Below are 14258 nucleotides of genomic sequence, written 5' to 3' on the forward strand. Positions count from 1 at the left end.
GCCGCCCTTCCTCCTGACGGAGCGCGGGGTTGTTCCCGCGCGGCCGGCCGCGCCGGCCACCGGCGTCGGCACCGCGGCGGCCTCGACGCGTACAGCCGTAAGCGATCCGACGGAGTGACACTTTCCATGCCCGAAGCCCAGACCGACACGACCGAGGCGCGCCCGCAGGAGGCATCCGCCCAGGCCGCCGAGGCCCAAGGCTCCGGCAGGCACCGCGGTCCGGCAGCGACGGAGGAGGCCAGGGCGGCCGCCAACGGCCGTCACCGCCGCACCAAGCAGCCCCAGAACGCCTGATCTCCAGGCGCCCCGGAGCCTGTCCCGGCCCCCGTTCCCTTCTCCGGAAGGGGCGGGGGCCGTTGCTGTGCGCGGGGCGCGGATCCTGCTTCCGTCACGGCATCAGGGAGCGGGCGTACCGGGCCAGCCGGGCACGGATCTCGGCGGGCGGGCGGCCTTCGGTGGTCGTCAGATGCTCGATGAGGTCGGCGCGGACGGCGGCGAGCATCAGATGCGCGAGGAACGGGGCGTCGTCCGGGGCACCCATCTCCCGCCAGGCGTCGGCCAGCGCCGTGTGCCACCAGCCGTACGCCGGGGAGCGGTACGGACTGGCCGCGCCGCCCTCTTCCAGCGCGAGGACGAGGCGGCGGTTGTCGAGTTTGAACGTGACGAGCGCGTCCAGCAGCGCCACCACCCGCTCACGGGGCGGGGCGGCGCGGCCCAGGGGCGGCGCCTCACCCTCGACCTGGCCGCGCAGTGCGCCGAAGCGGCGGTCCACGAGCGCCAGGATGAGGCCGTCGCGGTCGGTGAAGGCGCGGAAGAGGGTGCCCTTGCCGACGCCCGCCGCCGAGGCGACGGCGTCCATGGTGACGCGGGCGGCGTCCGTCTCGCGGGCGAAGAGCGCGTCCGCGGCGGCGAGGGCGGCCTCGCGGTTGCGGGCTGCGTCCGAGCGGGGCTTGCGTGGCGGCACAGGATCTCCCATTGCGAAGCGGACCGTCGGTCCGTAAAGTCGATCGGACCGGCGGTCCGCATTTTAGCGGTCCGCCGCCCTCACGTACCCGGAGGCACCGTGACAGTCGCACACCGCTCCCCCGCCGCCCTCTACCGCCACGGTCTGCGGCTGCTGCTGGCGGCGGACATCGACGGATGGGTCGCGCTCTGGGACGAGGACGGGGTCTTCGAGTTCCCGTTCGCGCCGCCCGGCGCTCCGGCACGGCTGGAGGGCCGCGCCGCCGTCGCCGCCTATATGCGCGACTACCCGGCCCACATCGACCTGCACGCCTTCCCCCGGCTGGAGATCCACGAGACCCGGGATCCGGAGACGATCGTGGTGGAGATGGCCGCGGAGGGCCGGGCGGTGGTGGACGGCGAGCCGTTCGCGATGGCGTACATCGCCGTCGTCACCGTCCGGGACGGGCGCATCGTCCACTACCGGGACTACTGGAACCCCCTGGCGATGCCCGCCTCCCTGCGGCCGTGAACCGCCGCCCCTTCCCTGCCTTCCCGCCGCTCTCCCCAGGAGTCGTCATGCCCGCCGCACCCCGTACGTCCTCCGCACCGCTCACCCTGGTGACGGGCGCCACCGGTACCACCGGGAGCCGGGTGGCGGGCGGGCTGATCCGGCGGGGCGTGCCGGTCCGGGCGGCCGCGCGGCGGGCCCCGGACCGGCCGGGCGGGGTGCGGTTCGACTGGTACGAGCCGGGGACCCATGACGCGGCGCTGGCGGGGGTGCGGTGCCTGTATCTCGTTCCGCCGGTCGGCGCGGTGGACCCGGCGGCGGTGATGCTGCCGTTCCTGCGGCGGGCGCGGGCGGCCGGGGCGGTCCGGGCGGTGCTGCTCAGCTCCTCGCAGATCGGCGCGGACGACCCGGGGACGGGCGCCGTGCACGCGGCGCTGCCGGAACTGTTCCCCGAGTGGGCGGTGCTGCGGCCCTCGTGGTTCATGCAGAACTTCACCGGTGACCATCAGCACGCCCGCGCCGTCCGGGCGGACGGGGTGCTGACCACCGCCACCGGTGCGGGCCGGGTGGCGTTCATCGACGCGGACGACATCGCGGCGGTCGCCGTGCACGCCCTCACCGCCGCGCGACCGCTCAACGACGCGCCGGTGCTCACCGGTCCGCAGGCGCTGAGCTACGCGGAGGTGGCGGCGGTGATCGGCGCGGTGGCGGGCCGCCCGGTGCGGCACGACGCGGTCTCCGAGGAGCGGATGCGGGAGCGGTTCGCGGCGGAGGTGTCCGAGGAGTTCGCCGCGGTGCTCGCCGGTCTGGACGTACGGATCGCGGGCGGGGCGGAGGACCGGGTCACGCCCGCCGTGCGGCGGATCACCGGCCGTCCGCCCCGCGCGTTCGCCGACTTCGCGGCGGCGCACGCCGCGGCGTTCTCACCTGACGCACGGCCATGACCGCGGGGCGCGCGGACCATGGCGGGGCGCCCCCACGGGGCCGTGGCGGGGCGCCCCCACGGACGGACCCGGACCGTACCGGGACCGGCCCCGATCGGCCACGGTGCGGTACGGGCCGGTCGGCGATCCGGCGGCCGGCCGAAGCGTCCGCCGCCCGGCCTCACCCCCGCTTGAGCCCCAGTACCTCGGCGGCGGCGAAGGTCTCCCCCGCCGGGCGCGCCGCGTAGTACGGCGTGAGGGCGGCGTCGAGTTCGCCGTAGGTGAAGGTCTCCCCGGCGCTGTCGAACTGGGCGGCGATGCGGGGGCGTTCGGCGATGGCGACCATGCCGCCGTGGACGACCAGCAGTTGGCCGTTGACGCGGGCGGCGGCCGGGGAGGCGAGGTAGCCGACGAGCGGGGCGACGTGTTCGGGGGCCAGCGGGTCGAGGGCGCCGTCGGCGGGTTCGGCGAAGCCGGCGAAGACGTCCTCGGTCATGCGGGTGCGGGCGCGCGGGCAGATGGCGTTGGCGGTGACGCCGTACTTGGCCAGGGCCAGGGCGGTGGAGGTGGTCAGGCCCACGATGCCGCCCTTGGCCGCGGCGTAGTTGGGCTGGCCCGCCGAGCCGGCGAGGAACGCCTCGGAGGAGGTGTTGACGATGCGGCCGTAGGCGGGGGCGCCGGCTGCCTTGGACTGTGCGCGCCAGTGCTTCGCGGCGAAGTGGGTGGTGTTGAAGTGGCCCTTGAGGTGGACGCGGACGACGGAGTCCCATTCGTCCTCGGTCATGGAGAAGATCATCCGGTCGCGGAGGATGCCCGCGTTGTTGACCAGGATGTCGAGGCCGCCGTAGGTGGTCAGGGCGAGGTCGATCAGTTCGCCCGCCTGGGCGTGGTCGGCGACGTCGCCGGTGTGGGCGAGGGCCCGGCCGCCGGCCGCGGTGATCTCGGCGACGACCTGTTCGGCGGGGGCGGCGGACGCCTCACCGGAGCCGTCGCGGCCCGGCGCCCCGAAGTCGTTGACGACGACGGCGGCGCCGAGCCGCGCCAGTTCCAGCGCCTCGGCGCGGCCCAGGCCGCGGCCCGCGCCGGTGACGACGGCGGTGCGTCCGTCCAGGGGGAGTGCGGTGCCGGTCAATGCCGTTCCTCTCGGTCGCGGGGCCCGGCGGCCGCCGTACGGCCGTCCGGCCCGGGGCGGTCACAGTTCGATGCAGGTGCGCAGGGAGGTGCCGGTGCGCATCTGGTCGAGGGCGTCGTTGATGTCGGCGAGGCGGACGCGGTGGGTGATCAGCCCTTCGAGGTCGATGCGTCCGGCGCGCCACAGGGCGATGGCGCGTTCGTAGGAGCGCAGGACGTCGCCGCCGCCGTAGAGGGAGGGCAGGATGCGCTTCTCGTCGAAGAACAGCTCGAACATGCTGACCTGGAAGGAGTCGTCGAGGGCGCCGGCGCCGACGACGCAGAGGGTGCCGCCGCGGCGGGTGGTCTCGTAGGCGGTGCGGGCGGTGGCGGACTTGCCGACGACCTCGAAGACGTAGTCGTAGCCCTCGCCCGCGGTGACCTTGGCCTTGGCGTCGGCGAGGGCGTCGGGCTCCACGGCTTCGGTGGCGCCGAAGCGGAGGGCGGCCTCGCGGCGGGCGGGCACCGGGTCGACGGCGGTGATGTGGGCGGCGCCGCAGGCCCGCGCGCCCTGGATGACGGAGATGCCGACGCCGCCGCAGCCGATGACGGCGACGGACGAGCCGGCCTCCACCTTCGCGGTGTTGAGGACGGCGCCGAGGCCGGTGGTGACGCCGCAGCCGATGAGGGCGGCGATGTCGTACGGGACGTCGTCGGGGATGGGGACGGCGCAGTGGGCGGCGACGACGACCTCCTCGGCGAAGGTGCCGGTGCCGGCGAAGCCGAAGACGTCGCCGCCGGGCCGCCGGAAGTTGGGCGTCCCGGCGTTCATGAACCCGGCCAGGCAGAGGTGGCTCTGGCCGCGTTTGCAGGACGGGCAGGTGCCGCAGGCGGGCAGCCAGCACATCAGGACGCGGTCGCCGGAGGCGAGGGCGGTGACGCCGTCGCCGACGTCGAGGATCTCGCCGGCGCCCTCGTGGCCGGGGACGAACGGGGTGGGCTGCGGCAGCACCCCGCTCATCGCGGAGAGGTCGGAGTGGCACAGACCGGTGGCCCGCACCCGCATCCTGACCTTGCCGGGCCCGAAGCCCACCGCCTCGACATCGTCGAGGACATCGAGGCGGTCCTGTCCTGTCTCGTGCTGTACGGCTGCGCGCACGGTGCGGCTCCTTCTCGTACGAACGGACGGTGCGGGTGGCGGGGCGGGGCGCGGGTCAGGTGTGGTCGACGACGGTGTCGGCGAGGACCGGGGCGTCGTCGCGGTCGGCGGCGGTGACCAGCACCTGGATACGGCCGGGCCCGGGGGTGTCGCGCCACAGCCGCAGGCGCAGCGTCTCGCCGGGGAGGACGATCCCGGCGAAGCGGGTGGTGTAGGCGCGGACCCGGGAGACGTCGCCGCCGAGGGCGGTGTCGACGACGGCCTTGAGGGCGACGCCGTACGAGCAGAGGCCGTGCAGGATGGGCCGGTCGAACCCGGCGAGCCGCGCGAACGACGGGTCGGCGTGGAGCGGGTTCCAGTCGCCGGAGAGGCGGTAGAGGAGGGCCTGGTCCTCGCGGATGAGGCGTTCGGTGGTGAGGTCGGGGGCGCGTTCGGGCACCTCGGTGCGGGCGGAGGGGCCGCGGTCGCCGCCGAAGCCGCCCTCGCCGCGGACGAAGATCTGGGTGTCGCAGGTCCACAGCGGCCCGTCGTCGTCGGCGACCTCGGAGCGCAGCACGATGACGGCCGCCTTGGTCTTGTCGTACACGGCGGGCACGGTGGAGGTCTGGGTGGCGCGGCCGGAGACCGGCAGGGGGCGGTGGACGGTGACGGTCTGGCCGCCGTGGAGGACGGCGGCGAGGTCGACGTCGATGCCCGGGGCGGACAGTCCTCCGGCGACCGCCATGCCCCCGCCGGCGACGGTGGCGAAGCTGGGCAGCACATGCAGTGCGCTCTCCAGCGTGTAGCGCAGTTCGTCGGGGTCGGTGGCGGGGTGGGCCTTCTCCGGGGTGGGGGCGCCGGCGCCGATGCCGAGGTGGTAGAGCTGAACGTCCTTGTGGCTCCAGGTGAGTTCGGTGGTCCGCGGCGGGGCGCCGGTGGCCTTGGCGACGTCGATGGGCATCGGGCTGTCTCGCTCCTTCGCGCGTAGGAGGACCCCGGCCCGTCGTCCGCACCGTCGACGGGCCGGGGCCGTACCGGGTCGGCCGGGACGCGTCCGGTGGGTGCGGGCCGGGGTCGCCCGGTGGCGCGCCCGGGGCCGGGTGCCCCGTACGCCCGGCCGGTCCGGAGCGGGCCGGGGCCGAGCGGGGCGCTCGGTCCGGGCGCCCGGCCGGTGGGCCGGGGCCTGGTGCTCGGGCCGGTGGCGGGCTGGTCCGGTGGCCGCCGGGGGCCGGTGTGCGGCCGGCGGCTCCGGGCGCACCCGCACTTCTAGAACGCGTTCTAGCCGATGGGGTCCTGTATAGCCGATCCGTCCGGCGCCCGGAACCCCCCTGACGGATCGTCAGTTACGGGGGCGAGGCCGCACCCGTGACATTTGTCCCAGGCCCCGCCCCCTCGTTCTCCTCTGCCCGGCCACGTCGGCGCTGCGTACCGTCATGACCGTGAGAACCATGGACGCGCGGCCGGCGGCCCGAGCGGGGCGACCCGCCGGGCCCGGCGCGCGCGTACCGGAGAGACCGACCCGACCTGGGGGAATGACAGTGCGGCGGACGAATCACCCCGAGGACGCGGGCGACGGCGGGACGGCCGGTGGCGCCGCACGGCACCGGGATCCGGCGCGGGACGCGGACCGGCCCGGCGGGCCGCGGCGCCGGGGGACGGACCTGCTCGGCCGGGTGCGGGGCCGACAGCCGGGGACGGACGGGGCACGAGGGCCGCGGCGCCGGGCGGAGTGGCGGAAGGTGGACCGGCTCGGCGGGGCGTGGGGCCGCCCCCGGGAGACGGGCGGGAAGCAGAGCGAGGGGAGGCGGTGGTCGGCGCGCGGTTACGGGAAGGCGCCGGGGCGGTACGCGTTCCTGCCCTGGCTGCTGCTGGGGATGGGCGCGTTCTCCCACATCATCCAGGGGCGGACCGGTAACCCGTGGCTGGCCGGCGCCGGGCTGCTGGCCTTCAACTCCCTCTACGTCTCTGTCGTCTTCCTCTCCTTCAACCCGCGGCTGCGCGCCACGGCCGCGCCGGTGTGGGCGCTGGCCGCGCTGGCCGCCGTGACCTACGCCGTCGCTCTCGGCTTCGGCGGGAGCTGGTACCTGTTCTTCCTGCTGCTGGCCCTGGCCTCCGGCACCGTCCAGCCGCTGCGGGGCCGGAAGCTGGCGCTCTGGCTGCTGGTGCTCGGCGGCTCGGCGGGTTATCTGATGGGGCAGCACGACCCGAAGGGCGCGTTCGGCATCGGGTACGGCACGTTCCTGTCCGGCATGGTGACGGCGACGGTGCTCAGCCTCTTCGACACCATCAAGGAGCTGGACGCCACCCGGCAGGAGCTGGCGCGCGGCGCGGTGGAGCGGGAGCGGCTGCGTTTCTCCCGCGATCTGCACGACCTGCTGGGCCACACGCTGTCCGTGGTGGTCGTCAAGGCGGAGGCGGTACGGCGGCTGGGCCCGCGCGATCTGGACGCGGCGCTGGAGCAGGCGGCCGATATCGAGGCCGTCGGCCGGCAGGCGCTGACCGAGATCCGGGAGGCGGTCAGCGGCTACCGCGAGGGCAGTCTCTCCCTCGAACTGGACCGCGCCCGCTCGATGCTGGAGGCCGCCGGTATCGCCCCGGAGGTCCATCAGTCGGGCCCGCCGCTGCCCCCGCAGGCCGGTGCGCTCCTGGGCTGGGTGGTCCGCGAGGGCGTCACCAACACCGTCCGCCACAGCGGCGCCACCCGCTGCACGATCGAGGTACGGGTGGACGAGGACCGGGCCCGCCTGACGGTGACGGACGACGGCCGGGGGCCGAGGGAGACGAGCGGCGACGGGGCTCCGGAGAGCGGGGCTCGGGAGGGCAAGGCTCCGGCTTCCGGAGCGCGGAGGGCAGGGGCGTCTGACGCCGGGGCGTCTGAGGCCGGGGCAGGAGCTGGGACTTCCCGGGACGGGGGGCCGGAGGCCGGGGCTTCCGGACACGAGGTACCGGGGGCCGGGGGCTCCGGGGCGGAGGTGCCGGAGGCCGGGGCGGAGGTGCCGGGGGCGCCGGAGGCCGGGACCGGGGCCGCTGCCCGGCCGGTCGGTGGCACGGGGCTGCGGGGGCTGGCCGAGCGGCTGGCGGCGGCCGGGGGCACCCTGGCCTTCGGGCCCGACGGGCGCCGTGGCTTCCGGCTGACCGCTCACCTCCCGGTGGGCGGCGAGGCGGCGGACGACGAGGGCTGAGCCGGGGCCCGTACCCTCGTCCCGTGGACGAGATGGCGCGGGACGAGCGGGCGGGGCAGCCGGTGCGGCTGCTGCTCGCGGAGGATCAGGGGATGATGCGCGGCGCGCTGGCGCTGCTGCTGGGGCTTGAGGAGGACATGGAGGTCGTCGCGCAGGTCGCGGCGGGCGACCGGATCATGGCGGAGGCGCTGGCGACGCGGCCGGACGTGGCGCTGCTCGACATCGAACTGCCGGGCCGCAGCGGGCTGGACGTGGCGGCCGACCTGCGGGCCGGGCTGCCGTCGTGCAAGGTGCTGATCCTGACGACCTTCGGGCGGCCGGGGTATCTGCGCCGGGCGATGGAGGCGGGGGCCGCCGGATTCCTGGTGAAGGACGGGCCGGTGGAGGACCTGGCGGCGGCGATCCGGCGGGTGCTGGCCGGGGAGCGGGTGATCGATCCGGGACTGGCCGCGGCGGCGCTCAGCGCCGGGCCCAATCCGCTCACGCCCCGCGAACGCGATGTGCTGACCGCGGCGGTGGACGGCGCGACCGTCGCCGATATCGCCGGAGTGCTGCACCTCTCCCAGGCCACCGTCCGCAACTACCTCTCCGCCGCGATCGGCAAGACCGGCACCCGCAACCGCATCGAGGCGGTCCGCGCGGCCCGCCGCAACGGCTGGCTGTAGCGGCAACGGGTCGAGCACCGGGGCCGCGAGGCGGAGCGGACACGGGGCGGGGCGGGGGCCTCCCCTGCCGGACCGGCGCCTCCCGGCCCGGCCGCCCGGCGCTTCATCGCCGGAAGCCCCGGAAGCCCCGGAAGCCCCGGAAGCCCCGGAAGCCCCGGAAGCCCCGGGCACAAGCTACCCAGGCCACCCGCTCCCCGGATCCCGGATCCGAGTCCGGGAAGCACCGGGCACGAGCCACCCTCACCACCCGCTCCCGGAAGCGGGAACGCACCCGCCTCCCGGCAGGCGCTCCCTCAGCCACACCTCGCACGGTCAGGCACGCGCGCCCGCCCCGGGACGGAACGCGGCCCGCCGTACCAGGTGCGGGCTGCCGCGCCGGGCGGTTGCCGCGTCAAACCGTGCCGTGTCAGGCGTGCCGCGTCAGGCGTGCCCCGCGTCCTTGCTGCGGCGCGGCAGGGCTATGACCATCAGCACGACCGCGCCCAGCAGGACCACCGCCCCGACATGGAAGGCGAGGCCGTAGCCGTCGGCCAGGGCCGCGGGGCCGTCGCCGGACAGGGCTCGGGCGGCGGCGACGGTGGAGAGGATGGACAGGCCCAGGGCGCCGCCCATCTGGCGGGAGGTGTTGATCAGGCCGGAAACCAGGCCCTGGTCGCCGGGGGCGGCGCCGGAGGTGGCGACGGCGGCGACGGGGGTGGCCGAGAGTCCGGCGCCGAAGGCCATCAGGATGCCGGGGCCCAGCAGGGTGCCGAGGTAGGTGCCGTCGACGCCCATGGTGCCCTGCCAGAGCATGCCGCAGGCGGAGATCGCCGCGCCGCAGACCGCGAGGGTCTTGGCGCCGGTGCGGCGCATCAGCCGCGGGGCGAGTTTGGAGCCGATGACGATGCTCAGCGAGTGCGGGATGAAGGAGAGTCCGGCCCGCAGCGGGGAGTAGTCGAGGACGTTCTGCACGTAGAGGGAGAGGAAGTACCACATGGAGAACATCGCGGCGCCGGAGAGCAGCATCGCGGCGTTGGCGGAGGAAACCGCCCGGGTGCGGAACATGGCGAGCGGCATCAGCGGCGCCTTGGCGCGTGCCTCGACGGCGAGGAACGCGGCGATGACCAGCAGTCCGGCGATGAGCGGCAGCAGGGCGGCGGCGGAGCCCCAGCCCGCCGTCTCCGTCTGCACGATGCCGTAGGCGACGAGTCCGAGACCGGCGGTGGCCAGCAGTGCGCCGGGTATGTCGAGGCGGCGGGCGGTGTCCTGGCGGCTCTCGGTGAGCCAGAGCACGGCGCCGATCAGCACCAGCGCGCCGACGGGGACGTTGATCAGCAGCACCCAGCGCCACGACAGGTACTGCGTGAGCACGCCGCCGACGAGTCCGCCGACCGCGCCGCCGCCGGCGCCGACCGCCGACCAGGTGGCGATGGCCCGGGTCCGGGCGGGGCCGGTCGGGAAGGATGTCGTCAGGATGGTGAGGGTCGCCGGGGAGAGGATGGCGGCGCCGATGCCCTGGAGGGAGCGGGCGGTGATCAGCTGCCAGGGCTCCTGTGCGGCTCCCCCGGCGAGGCTGGAGACGGTGAAGAGCGCCAGCCCGAGGACGAATATCCGCTTACGGCCGAAGAGGTCGGCGGCCCGCCCGCCCAGCAGCATGAAGCCGGCGAAGGTGATGACGTAGGCGTTGACGATCCACTGCAGGCCCAGTTCGCTCAGGCCCAGTCCGGAGCGCATGGCGGGCAGTGCGACGTTGACGACGGAGACGTCGAGGATGACGAGGAACTGACCGGAGCAGACCAGCAGCGTGACGAGCCAGCCGGGGGGCGTGCTGCGGCGGGGTGGAGCGGACAGGGCGGTGGACGGGGAAGCAGTCGGGGGCATGGAGCAATGGTCGCACCCGCCGGACCGAACGCGTATCGGATATCCGCCCGGTCCCGGCCCCGTCGCAGGTCGCGGGCATGGTCCTAGGACCTACGACCGATACGCGCCCGGGGAGGCCCGGTTCGGTCCCCGCGCACCGTCCAACTCGCCGCTTTCCGGCGTCACTTGCGGAGCAGGGTCACCACCGCGGCGCCGCCGAGGCCGATGTTGTGGGCGAGGCCGGTGCGGGCGCCGGGCACCTGGCGTTCCCCGGCCGTGCCGCGCAGCTGCCAGACCAGTTCGGCGGCCTGGGCGAGGCCGGTGGCGCCCAGCGGGTGGCCCTTGGAGATCAGCCCGCCGGAGGGGTTGACGACCCACCGGCCGCCGTAGGTGGTGGCGCCGTCGGCGACGAGCGGGCCGGACGCGCCCTCGGCGCACATGCCGAGCGCCTCGTAGGTGAGGAGTTCGTTGACGGAGAAGCAGTCGTGCAGCTCGATGACGTCGATGTCCTCGATGCCGAGGCCGCTGGTTTCGTAGACCTGGCGGGCGGCGGCGCGGGTGAGCGGGGTGCCGACGACGTCGGTGCAGGTGCCGGTGGTGAAGCTGGCCTCGGTGTCGGTGGTCATGGCCTGTGCGGCGATCTCGACGGCGTGGCCGGCGAGGCCGTGGGCGGCGACGAACCGTTCGGAGGCCACGACGGCCGCGGCGGCGCCGTCCGAGGTCGGGGAGCACTGGAGCCGGGTCAGCGGGGCGTGGACGACGGGCGCGGCGAGGACGTCCTCGACCGTGTACACGTCGCGGAACTGCGCGTACGGGTTGTGGGCGGAGTGGCGGTGGTTCTTGGCGCCGACGGCGGCGAGCTGTTCGGCGGTGGTGCCGTGGCGTTCCATGTGTTCACGGGCGGCGTTGCCGAAGAGTTGCGCGGTGGGCGGGGTTTTCGCGAAGCCGTGGGTGGCGGCCATCACGCCGTAGTGGCGGGCGACGGGTGAGGCGGCGAGGTCGCCGCTGCCGGCGCCCGCGCCGAGGGCGCCGCGCCGCATCTGTTCGAAGCCGAGGGCGAGGACGCAGTCGTTGACGCCCGCCGCGACGAACTGGCGGGCCAGCATCAGGGCGGTGGCGCCGGTGGCGCAGTTGTTGTTGACGTTGTAGACGGGGACGCCGGTCATGCCGAGTCCGTAGACGGCGCGTTGGCCCGCGGTGGATTGCTGGTGGCAGTAGCCGACGGGGACCTGTTCGACGGCGTCGTAGCCGATTCCGGCGTCGGCGAGGGCGTTGCCGCCCGCCTCGGCGGCGAGGTCCCAGTACCGCCGGTCGCCGCTCTCGGGTTTGGTGAAGGGCGTCATGCCGACGCCGATGATGTACGCCTTGCCGCTCATGGGGGTCTCCAGGGCGTCTACGGGGCGGCCGGGGCGGCCCGGTGCGGGACCGGGCTCGCGGGGCGCGCCCGCCGGTCGGATGGTGCCGGGAGGGCCGGGGCCCGCGCCGGACGCGAGCCGGACGGGTCAGGTCAGGGGCCGGGGTTCGGGGTCGCGGGGCAGGCCGAGGAGCCGTTCGGCGACGACGTTGAGCTGGACCTGGGTGGTGCCGCCGGCGATGGTCAGGCAGCGCGACATCAGGAAGCCGTGCAGGGCGCGGGCGCCGGGCCCTTCGTCCAGGGTGCCGTCGGGGCCGAGGAGTTCGAGGGCCAGTTCGGCGGTTTTCTGCTGGTGGGGGGTCTGGACGAGTTTGCGGATGCTGGCTCCGGCGCCCGGTTCCTCACCGGCGACCTGCTGGAGGGTGGTGCGCAGGGTGAGGCAGCCGAGGGCGTGCGCTTCGGCGGCGAGCGCCCCGGCGCGGGCGCGGACGGCGCCGTCGCGGCGGGCGGCGTGGTCGAGGAGGGTGGTGAGCCCGGTGCCGAACGTCATCTGGTCGGCCATGTGGACGCGTTCGTTGCCCAGGGTGGTGCGGGCGACCTTCCAGCCGTCGTGCACGGCGCCGACGACGGCGTCGGCGGGGAGGTCGACGCCGTCGAGGAAGACCTCGTTGAAGAGCGCGTCGCCGGTGATCTCGCGCAGTGGGCGGACGGTGATGCCGGGGGCGCGCATGTCGAGGACGAAGAAGGTCAGGCCGCGGTGTTTGGGGGCGTCGGGGTCGGTGCGGGCGAGAAGGATGGCGTGGTCGGCGTCGCGGGCGGCGGAGGTCCACACCTTCTGGCCGGTGACGCGCCAGCCGTCGGCGGTCCGTTCGGCGCGGGTGCGCAGGGAGGCGAGGTCGGAGCCGGCTTCGGGTTCGGAGAAGAGCTGGCACCAGGCGAGGTCGCCGCGGAGCGTCGGCGGCAGGTAGCGGGCGCGTTGGGCGTCGGTGCCGTGGGTGAGGAGGGCGGGGACGACCCAGGTGGCGATGGAGAGGCCGGAGAGTGCGATACCGGCGGCGGCCATCTCCTGCTGGATGGCGAGTTGCCGGACGGGCCCGGCGCCGAGTCCGTACGGGGGCGGCAGGTGCGGGGCGGCGTACCCGGTGGGGGCGAGGGCGCGGCGGGCGGCGGCCGGGTCGAGGCCGCGGGCGGCACCGAGGGCGGTACGGGCCTGTCGGCGGAACGCGTCGGCGGCGGGCGGGAGTTCGAGGTGGAGGGGGCGGCGGGCGCCGTCGGCGGCGAGGCGGACGGCGCGCTGCCGGTGGGTGTCGCCGGGGCCGAGGAGCTGGCGGGCGGCGGTGGCCCGGCGCAGGTGCAGGTGGGCGGGGTGTTCCCAGGTGAAGCCGGTGCCGCCGAGGATCTGGATGCAGTCCTTGGCGTTGTCGAAGGCGGCGTCGAGGGCGGTGGCGGTGGCGAGCGCGGCGGCGAGGGCGCGTTCGGCGGGCGGTGCGCCGAGGGCCCGCGCCGCGTCCCAGACCAGTGCCCGCGCCGTCTCGCAGCGGATCAGCATGGTGGCGCAGAGGTGTTTGACGGCCTGGAACTGGCCGATGGGACGCCCGAACTGCACGCGCACGGCGGCGTGTTCGGTGGCGGTGCGCAGCGTACGGGCGGCGGTGCCGCAGCTCTCGGCGGCGTACAGCACCCCGGCGAGGTCCCGGACGAGGTCGGCGTCGACGGTGAGGCGCCGCGCGGCGGGCACGGTCACGGCGTCGGCCCGTACCTCGGCGACGGTCCGCAGCAGGTCCGCCCCGTCCCGCACGCGGACGGTGAGCGCGGCGGCGTCCACGGCGAACCAGCGGGTGGCGGGCGCGCCGCCCCCGGCGGGCCGGGTCGCGTCCGCGGGTGACTGCCCGGCCGCGGCACCCGGCCGCCCGCCACCGGGCCCGGCCCCGGCGTCCGGCGCCCCGGTGGCGGCCCGGTCCGGCGCCTCCCCGGGCGTCTCCCCGGGTGCACCGCCGCTCGCCGCCCCGGGCTCGCCCCCGTCCCCCGCCGTCTCCCGGGCGGCCAGCAGGATCAGGTCCGCGGGGCCGCCGCCGACGACGGGCGGGGCGGTGCCGTCGAGTACGTAGCCGTCGGGTCCGGCGGTGGCGGTGAGGGTGCCCGGTCCGAGGGCGACGGCGCCGATCCGGTCGCCGGTGGCGAGGCGTGCGGCGAGGTCGTCCGCGCCGCTGTGGTGGAGCAGTCCGGCGGCGAGGGCGCTGGGCAGGTACGGGCCGGGGAAGAGGGCGGCGCCCAGCTCCTCCAGGACCACCGCGAGGTCGAGTGCGGTGCCGCCGCCTCCGCCCAGGCGTTCCGGGAGGTGCGGGGCGAGGAGTCCTTGGGCGGCGAGGTCGTCCCAGTGGGCGGGACGGTCAGCGGCCCGGGGTGTGCCGGAGCCCCCCGCGTCGGCGCTCGCGCGGACCGCCTCGGGCGGCGCGGTCCGCGCGGCCCATCCGCGTACCGCCTCGGCCAGGTCACGGTGTTCCTGCGTGATTCCGATGCCCATGGCGGGCAGAGTAGAACACGTTTCAATCTGACGGAAGGTCAGGTACGGGATGGATGGCGGTACGGCCGCC

Annotated in this window: 12 protein-coding genes; 5 read left to right on the top strand and 7 right to left on the bottom strand. The window is 75.7% G+C overall.

Going from position 1 to position 14258, the window contains the following annotated elements:
- Window positions 1-126: 126 nt before the first annotated feature.
- Window positions 127-294, top strand: a complete 168-nt coding sequence (locus ACZ4M8_RS02210) for a hypothetical protein (RefSeq protein WP_467602626.1) — start codon at window positions 127-129, stop codon at window positions 292-294.
- 94 nt (window positions 295-388) lie between these two features.
- Here the strand turns inward: ACZ4M8_RS02210 and ACZ4M8_RS02215 are convergent, their stop codons facing one another.
- Window positions 389-964 carry a TetR/AcrR family transcriptional regulator gene (locus ACZ4M8_RS02215; protein WP_467602628.1) on the bottom strand — a complete coding sequence of 192 codons (576 nt, stop codon included), beginning with the start codon at window positions 962-964 and terminating at the stop codon, window positions 389-391.
- A gap of 99 nt (window positions 965-1063) precedes the next feature.
- Here ACZ4M8_RS02215 and ACZ4M8_RS02220 point away from each other — a divergent pair, with 99 nt between their 5' ends.
- On the top strand, window positions 1064-1474 hold the full coding sequence (locus ACZ4M8_RS02220; protein WP_467602630.1) for a nuclear transport factor 2 family protein: 411 nt from the start codon (window positions 1064-1066) through the stop codon (window positions 1472-1474).
- A 47-nt stretch (window positions 1475-1521) separates the two neighbouring features.
- On the top strand, window positions 1522-2397 hold the full coding sequence (locus tag ACZ4M8_RS02225) for a Rossmann-fold NAD(P)-binding domain-containing protein (RefSeq protein WP_467602632.1): 876 nt from the start codon (window positions 1522-1524) through the stop codon (window positions 2395-2397).
- 160 nt (window positions 2398-2557) lie between these two features.
- On the opposite strand, the gene ACZ4M8_RS02230 is transcribed toward ACZ4M8_RS02225, so the two are convergent.
- Genes ACZ4M8_RS02230 through ACZ4M8_RS02240 form a run of 3 tightly spaced genes read right to left on the bottom strand, consistent with a single transcriptional unit; the run spans window position 2558 to window position 5585 of the window.
- Complete coding sequence (locus tag ACZ4M8_RS02230; protein WP_467602634.1) at window positions 2558-3508, bottom strand: 3-oxoacyl-ACP reductase; 951 nt, start codon at window positions 3506-3508, stop codon at window positions 2558-2560.
- Window positions 3509-3568: 60 nt separating this feature from the next.
- A complete protein-coding gene (locus ACZ4M8_RS02235; RefSeq protein WP_467602636.1) occupies window positions 3569-4645 on the bottom strand; it encodes a Zn-dependent alcohol dehydrogenase in 1077 nt (358 codons plus the stop codon).
- Window positions 4646-4700: 55 nt separating this feature from the next.
- On the bottom strand, window positions 4701-5585 hold the full coding sequence (locus ACZ4M8_RS02240; protein ID WP_467602638.1) for a MaoC/PaaZ C-terminal domain-containing protein: 885 nt from the start codon (window positions 5583-5585) through the stop codon (window positions 4701-4703).
- 913 nt (window positions 5586-6498) lie between these two features.
- Between ACZ4M8_RS02240 and ACZ4M8_RS02245 the strand changes: the two genes are divergently transcribed.
- Window positions 6499-7806, top strand: a complete 1308-nt coding sequence (locus tag ACZ4M8_RS02245) for a sensor histidine kinase (protein ID WP_467603438.1) — start codon at window positions 6499-6501, stop codon at window positions 7804-7806.
- Between the two features lie 32 nt (window positions 7807-7838).
- A complete protein-coding gene (locus tag ACZ4M8_RS02250) occupies window positions 7839-8471 on the top strand; it encodes a response regulator (protein WP_467603439.1) in 633 nt (210 codons plus the stop codon).
- A gap of 420 nt (window positions 8472-8891) precedes the next feature.
- On the opposite strand, the gene ACZ4M8_RS02255 is transcribed toward ACZ4M8_RS02250, so the two are convergent.
- The 3 genes from ACZ4M8_RS02255 to ACZ4M8_RS02265 all read right to left on the bottom strand — a co-directional run bounded on the left by ACZ4M8_RS02255 (window position 8892) and on the right by ACZ4M8_RS02265 (window position 14188).
- Window positions 8892-10331 (bottom strand): MFS transporter, encoded by a 1440-nt coding sequence (locus ACZ4M8_RS02255; RefSeq protein WP_467602639.1) that lies wholly within the window; start codon window positions 10329-10331, stop codon window positions 8892-8894.
- A 161-nt stretch (window positions 10332-10492) separates the two neighbouring features.
- Entirely contained in the window at window positions 10493-11686 is a 1194-nt protein-coding gene (locus ACZ4M8_RS02260) for a lipid-transfer protein (RefSeq protein ID WP_467602641.1), read from the bottom strand.
- 126 nt (window positions 11687-11812) lie between these two features.
- Complete coding sequence (locus ACZ4M8_RS02265; RefSeq protein WP_467602642.1) at window positions 11813-14188, bottom strand: acyl-CoA dehydrogenase; 2376 nt, start codon at window positions 14186-14188, stop codon at window positions 11813-11815.
- Between the last annotated feature and the right edge of the window lie 70 nt (window positions 14189-14258).

This window comes from Streptomyces sp. NPDC027185, from assembly GCF_055567035.1.